The 23,587-nt window shown below is 43.4% G+C and carries 19 protein-coding genes and 2 tRNA genes; 9 read left to right on the top strand and 12 right to left on the bottom strand.

The annotated features are described in order from the left end of the window. The first annotated feature begins 19 nt into the window (after positions 1–19). The 3 genes from alr to R8269_RS03915 all read left to right on the top strand — a co-directional run bounded on the left by alr (position 20) and on the right by R8269_RS03915 (position 2,597). Entirely contained in the window at positions 20–1,249 is a 1,230-nt protein-coding gene (alr, locus tag R8269_RS03905) for an alanine racemase (protein ID WP_258457122.1), read from the top strand. Between the two features lie 311 nt (positions 1,250–1,560). Continuing rightward, positions 1,561–2,292 carry an AzlC family ABC transporter permease gene (locus tag R8269_RS03910; protein ID WP_054865294.1) on the top strand — a complete coding sequence of 244 codons (732 nt, stop codon included), beginning with the start codon at positions 1,561–1,563 and terminating at the stop codon, positions 2,290–2,292. Then, complete coding sequence (locus R8269_RS03915; RefSeq protein ID WP_017820198.1) at positions 2,289–2,597, top strand: AzlD family protein; 309 nt, start codon at positions 2,289–2,291, stop codon at positions 2,595–2,597. The genes R8269_RS03910 and R8269_RS03915 overlap by 4 nt, the downstream gene beginning before the upstream one ends. A gap of 140 nt (positions 2,598–2,737) precedes the next feature. Here the strand turns inward: R8269_RS03915 and dld are convergent, their stop codons facing one another. From dld to R8269_RS03945, 6 genes are all read right to left on the bottom strand, one after another. Continuing rightward, entirely contained in the window at positions 2,738–4,444 is a 1,707-nt protein-coding gene (gene dld, locus R8269_RS03920) for a D-lactate dehydrogenase (protein WP_318107897.1), read from the bottom strand. 382 nt (positions 4,445–4,826) lie between these two features. Continuing rightward, positions 4,827–5,729 (bottom strand): LysR family transcriptional regulator, encoded by a 903-nt coding sequence (locus R8269_RS03925; protein ID WP_017633645.1) that lies wholly within the window; start codon positions 5,727–5,729, stop codon positions 4,827–4,829. Positions 5,730–5,968: 239 nt separating this feature from the next. Then, positions 5,969–6,044: transfer RNA gene (locus R8269_RS03930), tRNA-Gly, on the bottom strand. Between the two features lie 37 nt (positions 6,045–6,081). Further along, positions 6,082–6,155, bottom strand: a tRNA-Cys gene (locus R8269_RS03935). Between the two features lie 204 nt (positions 6,156–6,359). Continuing rightward, positions 6,360–7,814 (bottom strand): ATPase RavA stimulator ViaA, encoded by a 1,455-nt coding sequence (viaA, locus tag R8269_RS03940; RefSeq protein WP_033907023.1) that lies wholly within the window; start codon positions 7,812–7,814, stop codon positions 6,360–6,362. 9 nt (positions 7,815–7,823) lie between these two features. After that, positions 7,824–9,485 (bottom strand): ATPase RavA domain-containing protein, encoded by a 1,662-nt coding sequence (locus R8269_RS03945; protein ID WP_318222457.1) that lies wholly within the window; start codon positions 9,483–9,485, stop codon positions 7,824–7,826. 269 nt (positions 9,486–9,754) lie between these two features. On the opposite strand from R8269_RS03945, the gene R8269_RS03950 reads away from it, so the two are divergent. From R8269_RS03950 to R8269_RS03970, 5 genes are all read left to right on the top strand, one after another. Then, positions 9,755–10,270 carry an NUDIX hydrolase gene (locus tag R8269_RS03950; RefSeq protein ID WP_213969379.1) on the top strand — a complete coding sequence of 172 codons (516 nt, stop codon included), beginning with the start codon at positions 9,755–9,757 and terminating at the stop codon, positions 10,268–10,270. A 22-nt stretch (positions 10,271–10,292) separates the two neighbouring features. Beyond that, the gene (ltaE, locus tag R8269_RS03955) at positions 10,293–11,297 is read left to right on the top strand and encodes a low-specificity L-threonine aldolase (RefSeq protein WP_005375978.1); all 1,005 of its coding nucleotides are present in this window, start codon (positions 10,293–10,295) and stop codon (positions 11,295–11,297) included. Positions 11,298–11,375: 78 nt separating this feature from the next. Then, positions 11,376–11,696: a c-type cytochrome gene (locus R8269_RS03960; protein WP_149192240.1), complete on the top strand. Its 321-nt coding sequence runs from the start codon at positions 11,376–11,378 to the stop codon at positions 11,694–11,696. Positions 11,697–11,908: 212 nt separating this feature from the next. Beyond that, positions 11,909–13,441: a putative basic amino acid antiporter YfcC gene (yfcC, locus tag R8269_RS03965; RefSeq protein ID WP_081008283.1), complete on the top strand. Its 1,533-nt coding sequence runs from the start codon at positions 11,909–11,911 to the stop codon at positions 13,439–13,441. A 110-nt stretch (positions 13,442–13,551) separates the two neighbouring features. Continuing rightward, a complete protein-coding gene (locus R8269_RS03970; protein WP_054574303.1) occupies positions 13,552–14,547 on the top strand; it encodes a succinylglutamate desuccinylase/aspartoacylase family protein in 996 nt (331 codons plus the stop codon). Positions 14,548–14,754: 207 nt separating this feature from the next. Here R8269_RS03970 and R8269_RS03975 read toward each other — a convergent pair whose 3' ends face one another. Beyond that, a complete protein-coding gene (locus R8269_RS03975) occupies positions 14,755–15,288 on the bottom strand; it encodes a lipocalin family protein (protein ID WP_054576742.1) in 534 nt (177 codons plus the stop codon). 304 nt (positions 15,289–15,592) lie between these two features. Here R8269_RS03975 and R8269_RS03980 point away from each other — a divergent pair, with 304 nt between their 5' ends. Next, positions 15,593–15,973, top strand: coding sequence for a cystatin family protein (locus R8269_RS03980; RefSeq protein WP_054576743.1), 381 nt, complete (start codon positions 15,593–15,595; stop codon positions 15,971–15,973). 58 nt (positions 15,974–16,031) lie between these two features. Here R8269_RS03980 and R8269_RS03985 read toward each other — a convergent pair whose 3' ends face one another. The 5 genes from R8269_RS03985 to tssI form a co-directional block, all read right to left on the bottom strand. After that, positions 16,032–19,088, bottom strand: a complete 3,057-nt coding sequence (locus R8269_RS03985) for an AAA family ATPase (protein ID WP_215810398.1) — start codon at positions 19,086–19,088, stop codon at positions 16,032–16,034. A 9-nt stretch (positions 19,089–19,097) separates the two neighbouring features. Further along, positions 19,098–20,231: an exonuclease SbcCD subunit D gene (locus tag R8269_RS03990; protein ID WP_215810399.1), complete on the bottom strand. Its 1,134-nt coding sequence runs from the start codon at positions 20,229–20,231 to the stop codon at positions 19,098–19,100. Between the two features lie 364 nt (positions 20,232–20,595). After that, a complete protein-coding gene (locus R8269_RS03995) occupies positions 20,596–21,432 on the bottom strand; it encodes an NAD/NADP transhydrogenase subunit beta (protein ID WP_213907645.1) in 837 nt (278 codons plus the stop codon). Then, positions 21,433–21,723, bottom strand: a complete 291-nt coding sequence (locus tag R8269_RS04000; protein ID WP_005375969.1) for a PAAR domain-containing protein — start codon at positions 21,721–21,723, stop codon at positions 21,433–21,435. It lies immediately after the preceding gene. Between the two features lie 11 nt (positions 21,724–21,734). Then, positions 21,735–23,570 carry a type VI secretion system tip protein TssI/VgrG gene (gene tssI, locus R8269_RS04005; protein WP_005375968.1) on the bottom strand — a complete coding sequence of 612 codons (1,836 nt, stop codon included), beginning with the start codon at positions 23,568–23,570 and terminating at the stop codon, positions 21,735–21,737. Positions 23,571–23,587: the final 17 nt, after the last annotated feature.

The raw sequence follows: 23,587 nt of genomic DNA on the forward strand, positions 1-23,587 counted from the left end.
AAACGCGTACGGAGACTTTATGCGCTTAAATAAAACCTTACTATCACTGACTATCGCTGCTGCAATCGCGGTTCCTGTAATTCAAGCCACTGCTGCTCCTCTTCAAATTAGCAATACAGCAGCAAAAGCAGAGCAAGTTCAAGGTGCTAACGCTTGGCTAGAAATAAACTTAGGTCAGTTCCGCGATAATATTGAGCAGTTTAAATCGCACATGGATGGCAAAACGAAAATCTGCGCCGTGATGAAAGCCGACGCATACGGCAATGGTATCGCAGGCCTGATGCCGACTATTATCGAACAACAAATTCCTTGCGTTGCCGTTGCAAGTAACGCCGAAGCACAAACTGTTCGCGACAGTGGCTTTAAAGGCCAAATTATGCGTGTACGCTCAGCGGATATTGGCGAGATTGAAGCCGCAATCGACCTAAATGTCGAAGAGTTGATAGGCACAGCAGAGCAAGCTAAAGCACTGTCTAAACTAGCCGAGAAAGCTGGTAAAGAAATCAAAGTTCACCTTGCTCTGAACGACGGTGGTATGGGACGTAATGGTGTTGATATGACGACAGAAGCGGGCAAGAAAGAAGCGCTAGAAATCGCTCAACAAGCTGGCGTTAATATTGTTGGCATCATGACTCATTTCCCTAACTACAATGCAGACGACGTGCGCCAAAAGTTAGCTTCATTCAAAGACAGTTCTACATGGCTGATTAAAGAGGCGAATCTAAAACGCGACAACATTTTACTGCACGTAGCAAACTCTTACACCGCGCTTAATGTTCCTGAGGCGCAGCTTGATATGGTTCGTCCTGGTGGCGTTTTATACGGAGACCTACCGACTAACCCTGAGTACCCTTCTATCGTGTCTTTCAAAACACGCGTGGCATCCGTTCACCACCTGCCAAAAAATAGCACAGTCGGTTACGACAGTAGCTACACAACAAGCAAAGAAAGCTTAATGGCGAACATTCCTGTTGGTTACTCTGATGGTTACCCACGAAAAATGGGGAATGCGGCAGAAGTTCTGATCAATGGCCAACGTGCAAAAGTTGCGGGCGTTGCTTCAATGAACACTACAATGGTAGATGTTACAGGTATCAAAGATGTTGAGCCTGGTTCTGAAGTTGTTTTGTTTGGCTCCCAACAAGGCAAAACGATTTCATCTGCTGAGATGGAAAAACACGCAGAAGTCATCTTCCCTGAACTATACACGGTTTGGGGAAGCGCGAACCCTCGTGTCTACGTAAAATAAACCTATTCAGTTATTCGTAACAGAGCGAAAAAGCGAGCCTCGTGCTCGCTTTCTTTCTTATTTACTAATCTGTACTAGCTCGTGATTCTATCACTTAAACAGAGCTTACTATTTCTGTTGTTTTAATCTCCTTTAGCACTACCAAGTGCGACTCTCTACACTCTATTTCTTAAAGCCGCTTGGATGGCTCAATTTTATATAGCACTTAGTGTTTGAAAGCCCCTCTAATTGATGTTAAACATGAAGTTTACAAAAGAATAACAAACACACTCGTATGGCACTGCCCCTTTGCCTGCTAGCTAGGTATCTCTATGACAGAAAATACTCAACATCTTCAACGCTCCTCCGCTGAGTTGCACGAATTTAATCGGCTTGACGTCTGGAACGGATTCACCCAACTTTTACCCCTCTCTATGTTCGTGGTCATATTTGGCCTCGCTTTCGGTGTTGCTGCGGTACAGACTGGACTAGATGTATTTCCCACTATGTTGATGAGCACACTGGTCTTCGCCGGTGCTTCACAATTTGCCACGTTAGAAATGTGGGGAGCAGAAGTCCCTCTCATTCCAGTTCTTATTACTGTATTTGCTATTAATGCTCGTCACCTCTTGATGGGAGCCACACTTTATCCATGGTTACGACAACTCCCACCAACAAAACGTTACGGTGTAATGCTGGTAGCATCAGACGCTAACTGGGCAATGGCACTCAATGCATTTGGTAGAAAAGAACCAGGCTTTGGCTTGCTTGTTGGTGGCGGCTTAGCGATGTGGTCTTTTTGGATTGTGGGCACCTGGATCGGCATTTATTTTGGTAGCGCAATCAAAGATCCGGTGGGCCTAGGGCTCGATATGGTTATGGGATGCTTCCTGCTGTCTATGGTGGTGGCCGGGCCGAAAGACTTAAGAATCTTTGCTATTTGGGCCATAGCAGCAGCCTCTTCTATGTTGGCGTATTGGTATTTGCCAGAGAATAGCCACGTAGTGGTTGGCGCCATTACTGGCGGAGTCTTGGGTGCTTGTTGGAAGGAGAAGAAAGCATGAACATCGAAACAACCTTAGGTGGCACACTGCTTATCATTATCGCTATGGCGTTAGTCACGCTCATAACCCGCTGGGGCGGAGTGTATGTTATGTCATTCATTCCAATTAGCGAACGGGTTCAACGTTTCATTACTGCGATGTCAGGCTCCGTATTGGTTGCCCTTTTAGCTCCGCTAGCAGTAGAGGGTGATAACGGTGCTAGAGCAGCACTGTTTTCTACTGCCGTTGTCATGTTCATCGTGAAAAAGCCTCTACCCGCAATCGCAGCAGGCATCATCGCCGCCGCTGCAGTACGTGCTCTTTAGTCGTTGTTTCAAAGCCGATACCAGTCATCAATAAAAGACCCAAAACACAAAGCCCTGATGTCACAAGTGTCATCAGGGCTTATCTTATGCTCATCATTTTAACGATGAACAACGATTATTAATCATGGTGAGACAGCACATTACGCACAGCAGTTACAATTGCGCTTATATTTGTCCATTTTACCAATACCAGGGTTAAAGGTATTGGTTGGGTCTAATTCGTGGTAAAACTTCTGCAACGAGTTTTCGGCTTCATACAAGTGACCCACGTTATGTTCTGCTGGGTATTTGGCACCACGGCTATTGAGGTGCTCAAGCATCAGCTTTTTCATCAACTTCGTGTCAGTCCCTTTTTTGAAAATGTAATCTTGATGGAAGACGTAACACATAAAGTGACCATAATAGAGCGCTTGAACAAGGTTCTTACTTACCTCTTCAGGCAAAGTTTCTAGCCACTCTTCATCATTACGTCGCAAAGCGATATCAAGTGCAACGATGTCTTCTACGTCTTTTCGGTGAATCGTCTCGTAACGAATTGCTGCACCTGCTGCTGCAAAGCGATGTAAATAAGCTTTTTTACCCTCTTCCGGCGTACACTCGAAGAAATCACAGTCGTCTTCAACAGCCCAAACTTCTTTGAGGTATTTTTGTGCTTCAGCAATACCACCATCACTCATTTTCAATACCAGGTGATGCTCATACTTGTCACGGAAATCCAGCATTCGCTCTGGTAAATGTTGTGGGAACAACTTGCTCGCGTAGTACAGAATGGTGTCTGGCAGATATTTACTGACAAACGGGATGCGCTCTAAGAAGTTTTCTACCTTAGCTTTAAGTGCGAACATTTTTGGCAGCTTATCTGTGCCTAACAAGTCGATGGATAAGAACACATCCTTGCCGTACTTCTCTGCCATGTTGAAGATATCTCGATGCAAGTATTCTCCCATCTCAGGCAAGTTATCAAACGTAGATAAGAAGTCTTTTCGCAACTTCGTTAGTTTCGCAGGGTCATTGGTGCCAAGGTAAAAAACCTGCTCTTTTTCGGGTACTGGGTAGCTGTCAACCCGAACGGCAAAAACACCCAACTTGCCAGCACAGCCACTGGCTTCAAATAATCGGCGTTCATCGGCATTAAAGCGAGAAGGAATGTCAGAAGTCACGTCTCGAACACGTTCATCGTATTCTCTGTCTGATGCCATTCGCTCATCATGAATGATCTTCGCTGGGTCAAAGTTCCCTTCTTGCAGGTTTGTTAGAATTTCTTCTGGCGTTTCACCTAATCCTTCAATACCAAGGTGGTTCACCAAATGTAACTGGCCTTGCTTATCGACCTGCGCGTAGATCGCCAGTTCCGTATAAGCAGGACCACGCTTAACTAGCGCACCGCCTGAGTTATTGGCGATACCACCGACCACAGTGGCACCTAGCGATGAAGAGCCGATGATAGAATGCGGTGCTCGGTTCACTGCCTTCAACTCTTTCTCCAAAGAGTGTAAGCTCGCACCAGGCAAGCAAACCGCCTGCTTACCGCCATCTAATAAGTGAATCTTCTTGATTTTGGTAATATTGATCACAACCACATCGCGATCATAATCATTACCACTCGGAGCCGAGCCCTCTGTTAAACCTGTTTTAGCCGCCTGCATGATAATGATGCAGTTTGCTTCAACACACTGTTTAATAATCTTCCATTGTTCTAGAAGAGTGTTAGGAAACACGATAGCAAGCGCATTACCACTACCCGAACGAAACCCCGAGCGGTAATATTTCGTTTTAACCTCGTCGGTTAGAACATTTTCTTCCCCAACGATGGCTTTAAATTCTTCAATCAGCTGCTTTTGTTTCATATCCGTATCTCTAGTTATTGTACTTCGCTCACAACACCGCTTAGCGGCAGGCATGGCGTTTGAGCCACTATAAGCAGTCCATTTCTCTGCGTCTATGTCAGGCGGACGAACAATACGTAATCAATAAACAACAAACAAAATAATTCTTTATTTTTCTGTTACTTATCTTTCACATTTGAGAAATTTAACGTAAGAAACAGACCGTTTCTTAAAAGAAACAATAGCAAAACCATTTGTTAACAGTTGTGCGGGGTATCTTGTTATCAATATTAGTGAAGAAAACGAGGAGAAGCGTAAGCTCCTAAATTTAAGAGGACTCTTAGAAATGAAGATGGAAACATAAGCTCAACACCAACATAACGATCGGTGTTGAGTTATTGGCTTAAAATCGATGGTTTTGACTTTGAAAGCTTGTGTATAGATGATCGATAAAGATCTTAATTTTTTCTGGTTGCTGACGAGTGTACGGGTACACCGCATAAATACCCAAACATTTGGCTGTTTCGTCTTTAAATAACTGAATCAGACTGCCTTGTTTTAAGTCTTCATAAACCAATACACGCGGCACATAGATGATTCCCTGCCCTAACAGCGCCACATTTCTCAATACAGAAGAATTGTTAGTACAGAGGTTACCGTCGACGGTGATTTGATATACCTCGTCTCCATCTTTAAACGCCCACTCATGCGCTCCGGTTTCTTGGTAGGAATAGACTAAACAATTGTGTTTAGCCAAGGCTTGAGGTTGTTTAGGTATGCCATGTTTAGCTAGGTATTGGGGTGACGCGCAAATGATCCAATTTGCATCCACCAGCTTTCTTGCAATCAGACTAGAATCTGGCAACACACCCGTTCTAATTGCCAAATCAAAACGTTCATTCACGATATCGACGAAACGATTATCTAGATCCATATCGATATTGATGTCTGGGTATTTCTGATTAAATTCATTAATCACTTGAGGAAGAATTAATTCACCAGAGATAGTAGGCACCGAAATTTTAATGTTTCCAGATAAGTTTTTACCTAAACCCACAATGGATTCTTCCGCCGTTGCCACCGCTTGATAAACCGCTTTTGCATGAGTAAAAAACGCTCGTCCTGCTTCAGTCAACGTTAGCGTTCGCGTTGTTCGGTAGAGAAGCTGTACACCAAGCTCTTGTTCAAGCTTGGCAATCCGTTTACTGACGACCGATTTGGTCAGTGACATATGTCTAGCGGCAGCACTGAATGAACCTTGCTCGATCAAGTGATAAAAAATGATGTAATCGTCGGTATTTCTCATGCGTCTTCGTCAAATCCTTTGGAAGCCCGTATTGTAAACTGAAATTGGCTGAGGTGCGAAACATCGGGTCACACTTAATATCAAAAACTCGTGACAGAGATGGGGTTGCTAAGCTCACAGGTAATGAAAAAGAGATGGTGTGAATTTATCAGTCTTCAGATACAAAAAAACCAGCTTTCGCTGGTTTTAAGTTGATGCACTTGGCATCGAGATACCGCCATGGCCATATCTGAATAATTTGGAGCGACACACGAGGTTCGAACTCGTGACCTCAACCTTGGCAAGGTTGCGCTCTACCAACTGAGCTAGTGTCGCATTTATTCTCGAAAGCCATTCGCTCTCAAAAAAATAATGGAGGCGCCTCCCGGAGTCGAACCGAGGTCCACGGATTTGCAATCCGCTGCATAGCCACTCTGCCAAGGCGCCTTTTTATTACGCTTCAGGGCTCTACCCCGTTGCGTTGGTGGCTACTTTACGGATTGAGAGAAGATAGTCAAACAAAAACATTTCATTTTCTGTTCGTTTGATTTCTTTTAAGTCAATTCGACCAAAGTTCGATCTTATTGGCTTAAAACGAAGCAATATAAATCTCGCTTTCAGTTCGTTTTGTCCCATGAAACATTAAGGCGTTTAATAGTTGCTGACCCTTTTTAGCAATCTTCCCACAACATTAGGGTGATAAGACCAAGTGTGATCAAACATCGACATTAATGCAGGATTTCCGTATTTCGATAAGCTAATCGCGTGAAAACGGTTTTTCTTCGCTTTGAGCGCATCCACTTTGGCCAGTAACTCGTCTTGTTGTTTTGGCGCGATAAAGTCGGAAATGACTACCATGTCTGCGTTTTTATATTTATCACCGCTCATCAAGTCGATAGATTTAATCAAAGTTGGCTCTAAGTCTGTACCACCATGGAAGCTATAAGTTAGAAAGTCCGCCGCCTCGCGCAGACCATCTTGTTTGGTTAGTTCGTAGGTAATGTGTTCCGTAGAAAAAATTATGACATAGCAATCACGTTGCTCCGCTAGTGCGATTTGCATCAGAGCATAAGCCATGGCTTTGGCGCATTGCTCAGGAAAGCCACTCATGGAACCGGACGCGTCCACACAAACAATGAAGGGGCCTTTTTCGATATCTACCGCTTTATGGTCAGGTCGGTGAGCTTTAACTTTACGTAACGTGCGCGATTTGCCTTGTGTACGATAGTTCATGAGCCGTTTATCAACTAAGTGTTTATAGAACACAACTTCAAGTTCAGGATACGCCAAAAACATCGTTTCGTTGGGAAGTAGCTTATTTAGATCATCGCTTTCGTGAATACCGACAATATCATCCGTCGCCTCATCACTTTTCTCTTCGACCAATTGAAGTTCTTCAGTGGGCGCACGATTTAGTTCAGGATCATTTACTTGCCCCGCCATACGACCGAGTTGCTCCGCAATTTCTTGCAAGCCTTGGTGCTTCTTCAGAAACTCAGCATGGCGTTTCATCACCGTTAAGTCTGTTTTACTCAACTTGGCAGATGCCATATCCCACAGGCGCCCTACACTTTCAGCGTCACCCGACTCCGTAACTTTATCCATATTACGCATGGTTTCCATACGTTGATACAGGTCATTCAGCACCTTTTCTTTATTGGCTTCAAGCTCGCTTACTTGCGCTTGTTTTATTGCATCGGTGAGGCTTTGGTACCATTGATCACAAAAGTAATGTGGGAACATAGGGTTATTCATCCCTTTGTTCTTTTCCATCATTCGGCGAGCTTGCATGTAAAACGCAGAGTGCCATTCCAGCTTTTTAATCACATCTTCGATGTTTTCAAAAAACGCCTCTTCATCCCAATGAATAACCTCTTGATATAAAGACAGCTCTTGTTGGAAACGCTCTGTCTCACATACCTTGGTGATCCGTTTTTTGACGCTGCCTCGCCACTTTAACAAGTGACCTTTGACCGAAGATTTAACACCTCGGTTTTCTGCCATCATCATGACTTGTGAACGAGCCATCAAATCATTAACTGCGCTATCGATGATGCCGGAGTCGGCCACCATCAGCGCGAGGTTAAGTCCGTCTGCACCTAGCATGTCGTCTCCTTATGAGAAAAACTGATGTAAGTTTTTAAAGCGTTGGATAACTTTTTCACTTTCTGCTTGGATTGATTCAAGTCTCTGACTTACCTGTTGCAGACTCGACTCCATTAGGCGGGGTAATTCAGGATCAACAAAGCTATGCGGAAGCGCATCATGAAAGTTCGCTTTCACCTTGCGCATATGGTGTTCTGCCTCACTAAGCTGATTTACGGCTTTTTCGCTCTGCGTTAACCACTTTTGGTAAAGCTCTACATCCAAGCCCTCTTGAGTCACTAGGCTAACCAGAATGCCTCGGTTCGCGATATCACGGATAACTAGGTTATTCGCCGCGTCAACGTCAAATCGTAAACGGCACATGTTGGTGTTTTGATTGACGTAACCATACACATCACCGCTTCCCTCTTTAATGACTCGATCTAACTCATCTTTGGGTACATAAACCCAGCGGCTATCACCTTTTTCTGATTCTGAAACCGACATGTTGCTTTGCAAGACCACCAATTTAACTAAGTTAACGGCTGCGCCAACGTTGTACATCTTGGCTTTAGAGGTATCAAAGCGCATGGTTTCTTTACGCAAAATACCCGTTGCCGCTTCAGACGTTAACGTCATGCGGTAGGCATCTTCAAGTTCATGTTGAACATCAACCAAAGACTCTCGGCAGTACTCAATTTCCTGCTCCGCGTCTTGTTGATCAAATGCATGTTTTAAGGCGAACTCTTGAACCACTTCACGTACCACATCTCGCGATTCAGGACTGTTCCATAAACAATCTTGCAACAGTAGAAGGTCAAGCGGATTGATTTCATCGCGACCATTAAAAAACGCGCTCGCTTTTAACAACTTCACGGCTTTCTTCCAGCGGCGGTCAGAGACATACATATCGGTATTGGCCACATCACCAAACTGAGCTTCAACTTTGGCTTCTAACATCGTTTTAAGCTGGAAAAGCTTTTCGAATGCATTGTCGGTTAACGTCAATTTGTCGAGCTGTTGTTGCCATTGATGATATTCTTCATCAGTTATCGCTAGGCCTTCTGGTACTTGTGCCTCTTGCGATGTGCCCACAGTCAACATCGACTTAAAGTTTTGTTTATTCTGAATTCGATTCACAAACACACGCACCAACATGCGGTCGTAGAGCGCATCCAATCCACTATCTTCATCGGGTAATTCATTGGAAGCCGATACCAACAAGCGCATTGGCACACGCTCGATATCGCTGCCATTTTTGAATGTTTTCTCATTAACCACTGTCAGCAATGTATTAAGAATTGCAGGGCCCGCCTTCCAGATTTCATCCAAAAATACGACTTGTGCAGTTGGCAAATACCCTTTAGTTAAGCGAACATAACGGCCGTTGTCTTTTAGCTCTTGGATACTCAGTGGCCCAAACACCTCTTCAGGGGTTGAGAAGCGCGTCATCAGGTATTCGAAGTAACTGCTGTTATCGAACGCTTGGATGAGTCGTTTGGCAATTAAGCTTTTTGCAATACCAGGGGGACCTAAAAGAAAAACACTTTCACCAGCAAGTGCAGCAAGAAGGCAGAGCTTGATCGTATGTTCACGCTCATAAACGCCATCCGTTAACGCTTTCGCCAATTTATTGATGCGTTCTGAGAGAAGCGCTTTTTCGGCATTTGAGGCAAATAAGGTTTGTGTCATACGTTCTCCGGCTACTGAAGTGGTATTGCGTTAACATTTTTATACACTTGTTATAACTTTGTTACAAATGTATTTTGTCGAATTCCCCTTATAGCAGATGCTTTTCCGCTTCTTGACGAAGCAATCAAAGTTTCCATTTATGAGACATTGCTCACTTAAAGTGCAAACGCTTTCGTCGTGTTGCAGTATTTTTTGCTTTTGTTTCCCACCATTTGTGGTTAATGTCGAAAAACGTCAAAAATGCGGTAACAGCTAGGGTTCATAACTGCATGAGCAAGATAATTTATAAATGGAAGCAAATTTCTCTGATTGAAGAAGACGTTATGCTTCCTACAGGACAGGCAATTACGCACACCACAATCCATCATCCGGGTGCTGCGGTGATTCTCCCTATTACAGCGGAGGGTGAGATTGTCCTTGTCCACCAATTTCGGCCTTCACTTAATAAATGGCTATTGGAACTTCCTGCTGGTACCAGAGAAGGCAACGAAGAGCCACTCTGCTGCGCCAAAAGAGAGTTAGAGGAAGAAACTGGGTTTAGTGCAGAGAAATTCACGTCTCTCGGCCAAGTCACCCCTCTTGCCGGATTTTGTGATGAGATACAGTATCTATTTGTTGCCGAAAAGCTTAACAAAACGAACCGTTACGAGTGCGATGAAGACGAAGTGATTGAGGTCGTCACCTTGTCAATCAAGCAACTCGAAGAAAAGATTGTCGATGGCACGATCACCGATGCCAAAACGATCGCTTGCTTAAGCAAAGCGCGCCTTTGCGGATATATTTAGGACTTTGACCAAGGAGACATTCATGGATTTTCGATCAGATACCGTTACACAGCCCACCCAAGCCATGCGAGAAGCCATGTTTAAGGCCCCCGTTGGGGATGATGTTTATGGTGATGACCCTACGGTCAATGAGCTTGAAAAATTTGCTGCGCAGCTTGCTGGTTTCGAAGCAGCTTTGTTTACCACTTCAGGCACTCAAGCCAATCTGCTCGGTTTAATGGCGCATTGCGAGCGGGGCGATGAATATCTATGTGGGCAACAAGCACATAACTACAAATACGAAGCTGGTGGCGCGGCGGTTTTGGGATCAATTCAACCTCAACCAGTCGAAAATAACCCAGATGGCACGCTACCATTTGATAAACTGGCTGCTGCGATTAAACCAGATGATTGTCACTTTGCTCGCACTAAGCTTCTCAGCTTAGAAAACACAATTAATGGTAAAGTACTGCCTCTGTCTTACTTAGCAGAAGCACGTGACTTCGTGAATAAACATAACTTGCAGATGCATCTAGATGGCGCTCGCGTTTTTAACGCAGCCGTTGCACTTGATGTTCCGGTAAAAGAGATCGGTCAGTACTTTGATTCAATGACGATCTGTCTGTCGAAAGGTCTGGCTGCCCCTGTTGGCTCGCTACTGCTTGGTAGCAAAGACTACATCGCAAAAGCACGTCGCTTAAGAAAGATGGTCGGCGGTGGTATGCGTCAAGCGGGTATTCTTGCTGCAGCAGGCAAACTTGCCCTTACCGAACAAGTGGAACAGCTAAAACAAGATCACATCAACGCAAAAACCTTAGCGGAAGGCTTAGCAGAACTGCCTGGTTTTTCAGTCAACCCTGAATTTGTTCAAACGAACATCGTGTTCGCGAAGCTTGATCCTCAAGTGGACATAGTAAGTATCGCTGCGAAACTAAAGGAACAAAACATCACGATAACCCCTGGAAATCCAATTCGTTTTGTAACTCATAAAGATATTTCAGCGAAAGACATCGACACTTTCTTATCAAGTATAAAATCTCTACTTTAATTTGATTTTGATCATTGAGCTTCCCCTAAGGGGAAGCTTTATTGTATCGGCATGATTTCTAGCGAATAGATAACTTCCATGCTCAGATTTGTACTTTTAATCTCTTTTATTTTCTCTTCCGCTATCTATGCCGAACCGTTTGGTGATGCTGATAAAGGTAAAATCAAATCACCTAGCTGTGTCTATTGTCACGGTGTTACAGGCATCGCAACGAACAACACCTATCCAAGCCTTGCTGGTCAAAATGCTCAGTACCTTTACAATGCCATGAAATCTTATCAAGCCGGTGAGCGTAAAGGGCCACTTGCAGAAATGATGGCAGCACAGTTAAAAATGTTAAATGATGAAGACCTTCGTGATGTCGCTGCTTTTTATGCAGAACAGACAGAAATCAAGTGATTAGATCACCTGTAGATGTACTATGAAAGCTCGTGAATCATCCAAACTCAACGCATATTGAAACATTAACCCAACATTTGACCACAAAACAATCAAATTAACTTCACTTCAAATATTTGATGAATTTATAGTTCAACATAAGCATTAATATTGACTTTTTATTCTATTTTATCGATATTTCATGCTTTATTGAATTTGACGTGAAGTAAGTTATGTCTCACACACATGCGCAACCAGCAGACTCGGTTGCTACCCCTAAGTCGTGGCAGATGCCAGATACCCTCATTTTGATCTTCATTGTTGGTATTCTTGCTGCGATTCTTACCTACTTAATTCCTGCTGGTCATTTTGATAGCCAACAGGTGACCTACATGGTCGACGGTGCAGAAAAAACTCGCACAGTTATCGATCCTTCTTCTTTCTCTTATGCAACCGACGAAAACGGTGAATTGGTTTACAACAAGGTTGGCCTGTTTGCTTCTGGTGGTGGCATTGGTCTGATGAACTTCCCTTTCGAAGGGCTAGTTTCTGGCTCTAAATGGGGCAGCGCAATCGGCGTGATTATGTTCATGTTGGTTATCGGCGGTGCTTTCGGCGTTGTAATGCGCACAGGCACAATCGATAACGGTATCCTGCGCCTTATCGATAAGACCAAAGGTAACGAAGCGCTATTCATTCCAGTGCTATTTTTGCTGTTCTCGCTAGGCGGTGCGGTATTTGGTATGGGTGAAGAAGCCGTAGCATTTGCGATTATTATCGCGCCGCTTATGGTTCGCCTTGGTTATGATGGTATCACTACGGTAATGGTTACCTATGTTGCGACTCAAATTGGCTTTGCTACTTCTTGGATGAACCCTTTCTCCGTCGCTATTGCGCAAGGCATTGCGGGTGTACCTGTTTTATCCGGCATGACAGTGCGCATGGGGTTATGGGCTGGCTTTACGTTAATCGGTATCGCTTTCACAATGATCTACGCCGCTCGTGTGAAGTCAAATCCTAAACTTTCTTACAGCCACCGCACAGACCAGTATTTCCGTCAGCAAGAGCTTGGCAATCAAGATTCTCGTTGGAACCTAGGTGACACACTCGTTATCCTTACGGTTATTGCGACCACGGTGTGGGTCGTTTGGGGCGTAGTCGCTAACGCATGGTACATCCCAGAAATCGCTTCTCAATTTTTCACTATGGGCTTTGTTGTCGCGATCATCGGTACGATTTTCCGCCTGAACGGTATGACGCTAAACTGCGCAGCTGATGCATTTAAAGAAGGTGCAGCTATTATGCTTGCACCTGCCCTATTAGTGGGTTGTGCGAAAGGTGTATTGCTTATACTTGGTGGTGGTACATCTGATGAAGCGAGTGTACTGAATTCAATTCTAAACAGTGCTGGCGGCGTGATTAGCGGGCTTCCTGACGTAGCTGCGGCATGGTTAATGTATGTATTCCAATCTATCTTCAACTTCTTCGTCACTTCGGGCTCTGGACAAGCGGCACTAACGATGCCTCTACTGGCCCCTCTGGCAGACATTGCAGGAGTTACGCGCCAAGTGGCAGTTTTGTCATTCCAACTTGGCGATGGCTTTACTAACGTTATCGTCCCTACTTCGGCATCTCTCATGGCAACGCTTGGTGTCTGCCGTATCGACTGGGGTGACTGGGCAAAATTCTGCTGGCGATTTATTCTATTACTCTTTACCCTATCAAGTATCGTCGTTATCGCAGCTCATATTATGGGTTTTGCGTAAAACGAAACCAATTGGTAATTAAGGCGAGACATGTTCTCGCCTTATTAATATTCATGGTATGACGACGCTAAGGTTTTAGATTAGCTTATGGTTTTGGAGTGGTAACTTTAATGGCAACACAATTTCTCGATGACGTGATTCAAGGTCATCAAGTGATTCAGTCTCTCAATGTAGCAGACCTAAATTCGGGCGAGCATAAGTTTTGGTTTCGCATCGCAACGAATGCTCTCTCTCAGTGGCAACACCTACCTGTGCTAGTGTTCAAAGGTGAAAAACCTGGCAAGAAGATCATGATTACCGCAGGGGTTCATGGTGATGAGTACAATGGTGTGTTAGCAGCGCAGAAAACTGCTCGAGAGCTCATCGGCACTGAAGTCGCTGGTACTGTCACTATTGTTCCAACCATTAACATGCCAGGTATGCTAAACCACAGCCGCGATTTCTATTCCGCAGACCCTGACGCGTCTCCTGCAAACTTAAACCGCTTTTTTCCTGGTGACCAAAACGGCAATGAGGCCCAACGTTACTTATATGCATTGTGGAATGATTTGCTCAAGCCAAATGCTGATTTAGCCATTGACCTTCACACTCAAACCAGTGGTGCGGCCTATCCACTTTACGTGTTTGCAGATTTCCGAATCGAGCAATCATTAGAAATGGCTCGTCTCATTAATCCTGATGCGATTTTAAATGATCCTGGAGATGCTGGCGTCCTTGAAACGGTTTGGAATAACCATGGTGTCCCAAGCATTACAGTTGAAGTAGGTATGGGGCGATACACCGAGCAAGAACTTATCAGTCGAACTGTAACAGGCATTTTTAATGTGCTGAAAAAGCATAACATTGTTGAAGGTGATATGGACCCTATTACGTCATGCTTGGAAGGAAACGAAATCGTCAGTGTAAAAGCGACACACGGCGGCTTTGTACTGCCTCATGTCAGTTTGATGAATTTTGTCGAGCAAGGCCAACTTCTTGCGATTCAATACGACAGCTTTGGCGCTGAGATTAAACGCTACACCGCCCCAACAAGCGGCACAGTACTTAGCCACAATGTTGAATCTATTCGAGCACCAGGTTCCCTGATCGTTCGTTTGATTAAGTAAACCATAACCGTTTGTTGATAGATCAACCTTTCGACGCTCACTCAAATTTATATAAGCCCCATCACGAGTAATCACAAATGATGGGGCTATATCCATTTTGACCACATTAAGTTACGCGGTAACAAATTACTGTTAAGCGAAATGACAAACTGAGCTCTTAATTAGGAAGCTGCCCCTCTGTCCGCTTTTTCAGCCACGCTGATGAACTTAAAGCTGTCTTTGTTTCTCTTGTTCAACAAAAATGAGCTCGTCGATAGCGAAACCTTTCTCTTTAGCTACGTACTTAAAGCGCTCCACTACTCTCTCATCAACGTTAGGCGTTCTAGACAATAGCCACAAATAGTCGTGGTTGTAACCGGAAACAAACGCATAGTCATAGTTTTCACCTAGCTCAAAAACAATGTAAGAAGAGTATATTGGCCCAAAAAAGGAAACCTTTAAGTGTCCAACCGTTTTATCTTCAACAAAATAAGCTTTGCCTTCAGCTTCTGACCACTGTCGCTCTTCTTCGGAATATCCACGGTTTATCACCTTAACCCCACCATCCTCGCGAACCTGATACTCAGCGGTAACGTTGGATAAGCCTCGCTCAAATGAATGGTCTAGGCGTGCAATTTCGTACCACTTACCTAGATATGGCTCTAAATCGAAATTATTGACGGGTTCCACCCCATCCGGCTTCGAGGTACAACCAAATAAAGTTGCAAGTGACAAAAGTAAAAATATTTTTATCGATTTCATACAACACCTAAATTTTAATTAGTGATTGATTTTACTCTAGAAGATAACAAATCGATCACTAAGCCGCACCATCACCTTCATAGGTACACATCACAATTCTTCATCAATAGCGCACTGAACACCGAAACCTCGTCATCTCAGCAAATCGTTAACAAGATTGCTCTATTTTTGACTTACAAGCTGACCATGCTTGTACATTTTGTCAGCATTTAACCCTATGCATATAGAAACTTTGCACAACATAGACATTCGTAGGCATATCACCCTCCTATAATACGTTGCGTTATAGACAGAGGTTATTGTTATGAAATTAAAAACAGTGTCAGTTTGTGCACTTTTGGTGTTACTTGCAGGTTGTCAGCAGGAAAAGCCGAGCGAAACGACACAATTAACGACCTCAGCAGATGTATGTAATGCACAAGGAAACATGCCAGGTGGGTGGAATGAGTTTAACGCGACCCCTGATGCACAAAAGGCAATGGCCTTTGTTTTAGAGAAAATGGACACAATAGCGTCGTTTAAACAAATACTGAATGTTCACGCGCAAATCGTTAGCGGCGTCAACTATGCTATTGAGTTTGAATTGGATGATGGCTCTGTTTGGAACACGATTGTTTATCGCAACCTCGATGGCGAATATGCGATTACCCAATCGCCAAAAGAAGGCCACTTTTGCGAACAGTAGCGACTTAGTCAGAAAGCCCCAACATTAGGGGCTTTTTGATCTAACAGTAGTCACTGAATTAGACAGCGAAGCGACATTGAGATTTAATCGACACCGTTGAACCAAGTCTTGATGGTTCTACATCAATCCTCTGCACCATTTGTTCTTTCAACTCAGAAACGTGAGAAATAACACCGATCATGCGCCCAGTCTGTTGCAGGTCCACTAGCGTTTGAATAGCAAGATCTAAAGACTCTGGGTCTAAACTACCGAAGCCCTCATCAATAAATAAAGTGTCTAAACGAATACCGCCACTATAGGATTGCACAACATCCGACAAACCAAGTGCCAGAGCAAGCGCTGCCATAAATGATTCACCGCCGGAAAGTGTCGCAACATCACGCGTTTTTCCTGTGTAGCCATCTTCAACCATTAAATCTAAGCCGCGACCCGCAGCACCTTTGAAGCCCTCTGTTTTTCGAGCAAGAATATAGCGCCCTTTACTCATAAGGCTTAAACGTTGAGAGGCCTGAATCAGCACATCATCCAACAGTACACCAAGAACAAAGCGATGTAGGCTAACCCTGCTGCCTGTTTTACCACTAGCAACGTCGTACAACGTACCAAAGACTTTGTATTCTTCTTCTAACTTACTATTTTTCTCATGCAACACGGCAATATCTTTACGAACCTTTTCAAGACGTTCAAATATTGAGCGTGTGGTATCAAGTTGATTCCTTACTTCAATATATTGCGCCTGCAGAGTGGTTAACCTGTCGTTAAACGACTCTAAATTAGGCCTTTCAAGATCTTTCAATGCATGATTTAAATCATGTAGTGTTTGCTCAAGCTTGGTTTGTGCCTGTTTGAAGCTGTCTATTTCTTGCTGCCAGGCTTGAAGTTCATCATCTCCCACTCGACTACTTAGATAATGGCTTTCATCTTCAAATTTACTCGCCTGTAGTGCCTCATTCCACGCTAATTCTGCTTGGCTAAGTTTTTGCTCTGACTCAGATAACCACTGCTTGTTCGTCGCTAAGTGACTTTCCGCATTTGATTTCTCCAATATCGCTTGCTGCAAAGCGTTTTGCGCCTTTTCTAAGCCTGTGTTCAAACTCAGAATTTGCTCTTTTGTCAGCAAAATTTCACGTTCAAGCAAGTCAGCGGAACTGTATTTTGGGTCAATAAAAGCTTGTAATTGAGCCAATTGTTCTTGGTTCGCTTTAACGGTTGATTCATTTGCCGCCATTTGATTCTGCAGCTCATGAATTTTATTTTCACCCACGACGCAGCGTTGATTAAGCTGTTCAACGTTCCTTTCTAGTTTTTCAATATCAATAGCTTGTAGACGTAGGAGTTGAGCATTGATCGCTTGCAAATCATTTTGAACCGTCGAGATCTCAGATGTAGCATACTCACCCAACTCCTCTTTCAACTGGTTACACTGATTCTGATACTGACTAATGACAACGTTATGTTGTTCTAGCTGATTGCTTAGTTGGTTCAACAAGGTTTGAGCTTCTCGCTCTTTCGCTCTAGCCGCCTGAACTTGCTCTTTTGTAACGGCTTCTTCAACAAACGTTGCGGGGTTAGGATGCGTTTCGCTACCACACACCGGGCATGCTTCACCTGCTTTTAGTCGCTGCGCTAATACTGCCGCTTGAGCGTTGTGCCACTTAAGCTCTATCGTATCAGCGGCTTGTTGACGCTGCATATAGCGCTGACTGGCTTCGTGTAGTGACTGCTGCTTGCCTACAGTTAGCGCATTGAGTTTAGAGAGCTCTAAAGTAAGATCATGCAGCTTTTGTAGATCCTGTAACAGCCGTTGTTTTTGTTTTATTTCCGCATCGATGCTGCCAATAAGCGCAACATCAACTCGTGCTTTCTCTAGCTCCTTCTGTCCCTGCTGGGCCTGTAACGTTAACTTATCTTTTAGTTCTATGTACTGTTTTAACGTTGCTTCAAATTGTTGTTTTTGTTGATAACCCGCCGTTATTTTACTTTCCAAATTGTCTTTCTCGACCAACTTGTTTTTCATACTTTCAAGCTGATACTGCAGTTGCGTTAACTGCGGGACCTTTGCCGCGGCCTCTTTTGCACTTTGCTGCAAGTTTTCTTGTTCTCTCGCAACGACATGAGCTTTTTCGAGACTCTCTTTCAAAGCTACGATTTTTTGCCTAAGCTCTTGCGTTTGAGCTTTTGCATTTTGTAATGAGACGTAGGGCAACTCTATCTTATTGGCATTCTTAGCGTTTTCTAATTGCTGTTGACGAGCTTTTATCGAATCTGAGTGTTCTAGATGCAGCTTGAGTGCGCTTTCTGCTTGCTCTCGTTTCGAAAACTCTCCATTCAAGGTTTCCGCTTTTTGCAATTCAGATTTAGCAGTATTGAGCTTATCTAACGCTGCTTGCTCATTCTTTTTATCAGACTCTAATTGCTTAGTTACTTGTTCCAGTTGTTGTAATAGTTCTTGTTCAGAACTCGCTTCTGCAACTTGTAAAGCACCTCGAATTTGATTATCAAATTCGCCTTTCGCTTTACTAATTGCACTCGCTTTATCTTTGAGCGCGTACTCAATTTTTTTATATATGTCAGTTTGAAAGAGCTGGCCAAAAATTTCTTCACGCTCTTTAGAACTAGCAAGCAACAGTTCTCGGAATTTTCCTTGAGGCAACACCATAACTTGACGAAATTGAGTTTCATTCAAGCCAATAATATTGCTAACTTCAGTTTTAACCTGAGTCGTCTTGCTGGTGATAAGCGTTTCAGTCTCACCGAGTTCATAAAGAGCCGCAGTGTGCTTTTTAATCGTCATCCCTTCACCACGGGCCTTTGGCGCTTCCTGCTCAGGGGATCGAACAACTCGGTATTGTTTGCCGTGTAACGAAAATTCGAGAACTACTTCGGTTGGTAAATCTTGCGCGGATAAGTCACACCGCATCTGAATACCTTGTCGCTCATTACCTGTGGTTTCACCATAAAGGGCGAAGCAAATGGCATCTAAGATCGACGTTTTACCGGAACCTGTAGGACCATTAATCAAAAATAGAGGGTTACTGCCAAGCTTCTCAAAATCAATGATTTCAGTTTTTGCAAACGGACCAAAGGCTTGCATGGTTAGTTTAATTGGTTTCATCTTTGGTCCCTATTGCTGTGATAATTGCTTAATAATGTCAGTAACAGCTTGCTCTTGCTCTTTAGACAACTGGCCATCTTGCGCCTCAATAAAAAAATCTCGGAACATATCAATTTCGCTTCGCGCCAACTTTGCTTGCGCCATTTCCTGCTCTACCCCAATTAACATACCAGGTTTCTCAAGGTGTAAAACGTTTGGATACACTGAACGAAGTTTTTCCATTGGGTTTAAAATCGCATGTTTATCCATCAAACGAACTAACAAATAATCTTCATTCTTGGGGTCTGTTTTCCCTTGCTCAATAACTTTATCCAGCTCGCCCTCTACAATACGCATTTCATGGGGAGCCGTAAGATCAATATGCTTTGCAGAAACGAATCCTTTCTTGTCCAGTTCAACTAACGTGAAACCTTTTCTCTGGTTCTGTTCACCAAAGCTATACTTCATGAGAGAGCCAGAGTAACGGATATGCTCTGCGCCTTTCTTTTGAGGCTGATGCAAATGACCAAGTGCGACGTAGTCAAAATCTAAGAAGTGTTCATGACTCACGCGATCTGAGCCACCAATAGATAATGGTCGTTCAGAGTCTGACTCGATGGCCCCATCAACAAAACAGTGGCTCACGAGCACGCGCTTTTGCTTAGAGATAAAGCGCTCTTTAATTTGCTCAACAAGCAATCGATGAGCCTCATCATGAGTGGATACCGAGGCTTTGTAGGCAAACCTAACCTGTTCAGGGTCGTTATAAGGCATACCATAAAACGCGACCTCATCCGCAGAGTCCGTTTTTATGATGATGGGAGTGAGCATCTCTTCAAAGTTGCTAACAATATGGAGACCTGCATTTTTCATTTGCTCTGAGCCGAAACCTAACCTTTCTGCACCATCATGGTTGCCAGATATCAATATCATTGGTGTTTCTAACTCGGTACAAATGCGTTTCACGACTCGATTTAACAGTTCTATTGCAACCGTTGGTGGCACCGAACGGTCATAAATATCTCCCGCCACTACAACCGCATCGACGGGATTGTGTTCAATATAGTTAATCAGTTGTTCGAGTACTGCTTGTTGATCTTCGAGTAGTGATACGTTGTGGAATTGTCGACCAAGATGCCAATCTGAGGTGTGGATAAACTTCATTCGAATTCACTTTCCGCCAATTCTATGAGTAGGCTTGCTTCTGTCAGAGTCCATGTACCGTTTATAAAAAGGAATGCGTTACGGGTGGGATCTCGAACAAGCCAAAACTCAAGTTATTTTATTTCGGTAAGGATATCTTGAGTCGAACAGCTTTTCATGTGGTTTGTGTTCTATGGCTGGCTATTTAATCAGAAAGCGAGAAGAACACTGTAAAAACGCGGTGAGCAAAGCTATTTTGAAAAGCAAGCTGCGCCTAGTCATTGTCCAAACATCATTAAAGGGCCAGTTTCGAGTCAATCCCCCATAACATTTGCATCACTAAAACCTCAGCTACTACTAGAAGGAAAAGCAATAGCCAGACCTATTAACTACGCCAATTGTATATTACTCCTACCGCATAGCCATCTGACTCGATGTCCGCTTGCAACACGTGAAAGTCTGGGCAGGGGCTGCTTCTTTGAAGCTCATCAATCACTAACGCTTTTAAAACGCCGCCACATGCACCCAATCCGCCAAGTTTGATATCAACAAATTGATACTGAGTTTGATCGGTCACCCACGGAGACAAGAATTGCATTGAGTTTAACCATTGCGGTTCTTCCTTATTAACGGATAAATACAATTGACTGAGTGGATGTTCACAACTTACTCCTAATTGCTTAAACACCTTGTCCACGGCGATGCGTTGTTGTTTGGCATCTAAATCAATTCGAACAACATCAGGCACAAGACCTGAATGTCGAAAAAAACACTTGGTTAAAATGATAGAGCTTTGAGGTTTGACATGCCCTTCTACATCACTCGTAACCTCTATAGCCAGTATCCAAGTCGCTTGCGTTTCATTAACTTCACGATTTATCCGATTTAGTGCCATCAAAAATGCAGCTTGGCCATAAGGATAAAAGTAAATTTCAGTATTGACAGTTTGGCCAACGAAAATAGAAAGCTCGCTTATCAATGCTTTAAGCAAACTTTTGTCCACCGAAGATGGTAAAAGAACACAGAGATTCCCCTTGATATCAGCTTGCTCAAGACTCTCGCGCTCAGAGCGCACGAGGCTTAATATATGCTCATCTATTGATTGAGCAAAGTCAGGGGGTCGGATTTCCTCGGACAATCTAAAAGAATCATCAGCTATCTCGCGAACGGTGTGTGAACGGCCATTAAAGGATAGAAGATGCGTTTGAAATGCGAGTGGCATCTAGCCTCCGATTAAAACCGTAGGCATACCAGATAGAATTTTGCCACCATGAGACGTTGAATCGCCGACTCTCGCGGCTGGTTTACCGTTGATTGTTACGCTAGAAGAACCTGCAGAGATACTATCCGGAGGACCGATACAAATAAGCTTGTCGCCTTGTCTTGCCGCAGGTATCCCGCCAATCGTTACGTTTGGTGAACCAACAACGACGGGACCACCGACATGCGGTATCTTTCCTGTTTTTTTAGGGCAAAGATGAAAGCTGCCCAAAATTGCGGCTGGTTTACCCACTTTAAATCACCTTAGTTCAATGAAATTTGCCCAGCTTTAAGAGCAATAGCTGAGCCGTTAATGGATATTTTATTACCTTTGATATTGATTTCTCCAGAGCTAGACATCTGAATAGAAGCACCACCTACTTTGATCTCGACGCTCTTTCCTGCATTAAAAGACAGTACTTCACCCGTTTCATTCGAAAAGTTTTTACCTACTTTCAAGCTCGCGTTCTGACCAACCTCTTGATTAACATCATTGGTCACTTTTTCGGTTTTACTGTTTTCAACGGCGATATCAACACAGTCTTCAACTAGCATTTGGAACAGTTTTTCAGCATGAAGATAAATGTGCTCTTCACCAGGCTTATCATCGAAGCGCAACTCATTAAAATTGGATGTACCTTTTTGTACAGAGCGTGATTTATAACCACTCTGAGAACTTTGCTCTGGTAAAGCGTAAGGAGGGAGTTGACTACCGTTATATAGTGACCCCGTAACGATTGGTTGATCAGGGTCTCCGTTAACAAACTCGACGATGACCTCTTGTCCGACTCTAGGGTGAAACACCGACCCCCATCCGTTACCTGCAATATTTTGCGCAACACGAATCCAACATGAACTATTTACATCGTATTTACCAACACGGTCCCAGTGAAACTGAACTTTGATACGGCCATGTTTGTCTATGTAAATTTCACCATCTTTGTTCCCCGTAACTACTGCGGTTTGCAAACCTTTCATCTGAGGTTTCGGGTAGTTAACTGAAGGACGCAGGATTGTCTTTGAGTCAACACAACTAAACGAGACTTTGACACCTTGCGCACCGGTCCCACCTTGACCAGTCTGGTTATAAACAGCAGCAGACAAAAAAACAGAAGACAGTACATATTCTTTGCCGACTCGAGATTTATCTTCATGCTTTTTAAACTTGAAGCACTTGCCCACACTGAATGTTCTGCACGTAGCCTCGCCACGACACAAATATGCATTTTGCTGTAGTGCTTCTATTGCATGCGTGTTTCTCAGTGCGTATTGATCATTGCTCTCCATTTCACCCATGTATTCAAAATACTCGCTTCCAGGTACTGTAAAAAAATCACTTTCACCCTTTGCAGTATTTTTAGGATTCGAAGAAGGCTTGAGCATGTTATAGCCTGACTTTTGACTCGCTTTAGTAGTCAGAATTTGCGTTTCATGCCAAGAAGAAATGTGGCTAGATTTCGCCGTACCTGTATCAAAATCGACTAAAAACTCAGTACCCGGCTTATAAAAACTGATGTCATCAAAAATATTGAGCGTATGGGCAGACTTAGTATGTGTAAAACAAAATGATAGCCCCTCCTCCGATAACAGACGTCGAACAAATTCAAGATCTGATTCTTCATATTGTACTTTGTATGTGTATTTAGGATAGGACTTGGTTAACTCAAAACTAAAGGCAACACTATGCTCCGATAGTACTTCAGAGATAATTTCCTTTATATCTTTATGCTGAAATATTCTGCAATTTTTTCGATATTCAGCGAAACGTAATTTAGGCTCTATTAATAATTCTATGTTTTTATAATTTTCGCCTTTATGTGTATTAGAAACCCTTTTCCCTTCTAATCTTGCAGCAGAAACATAACCATGCATATAACGAGGATTTGAAGAAACATCCTCATTATTTTCAAGGGTAATGGTAACTTCCTTACCAATAATTTCGTTTAACTCACTTCGTTGATCATTAAAGTAAGCTTTAGCACGCAATGAAAAAAGTTCTGAGATCTCTTCTCTATACTCAAACGAGTTTAGTATGATGGCATCTTTACCGAATGGCGAAGAAATTCGGATGAAATTGTTATCTTGAGTTGCTCTTTTCATTAAATACTTCTTTCAAA

The sequence above is a fragment of the Vibrio sp. Vb0667 genome, from assembly GCF_033391095.1.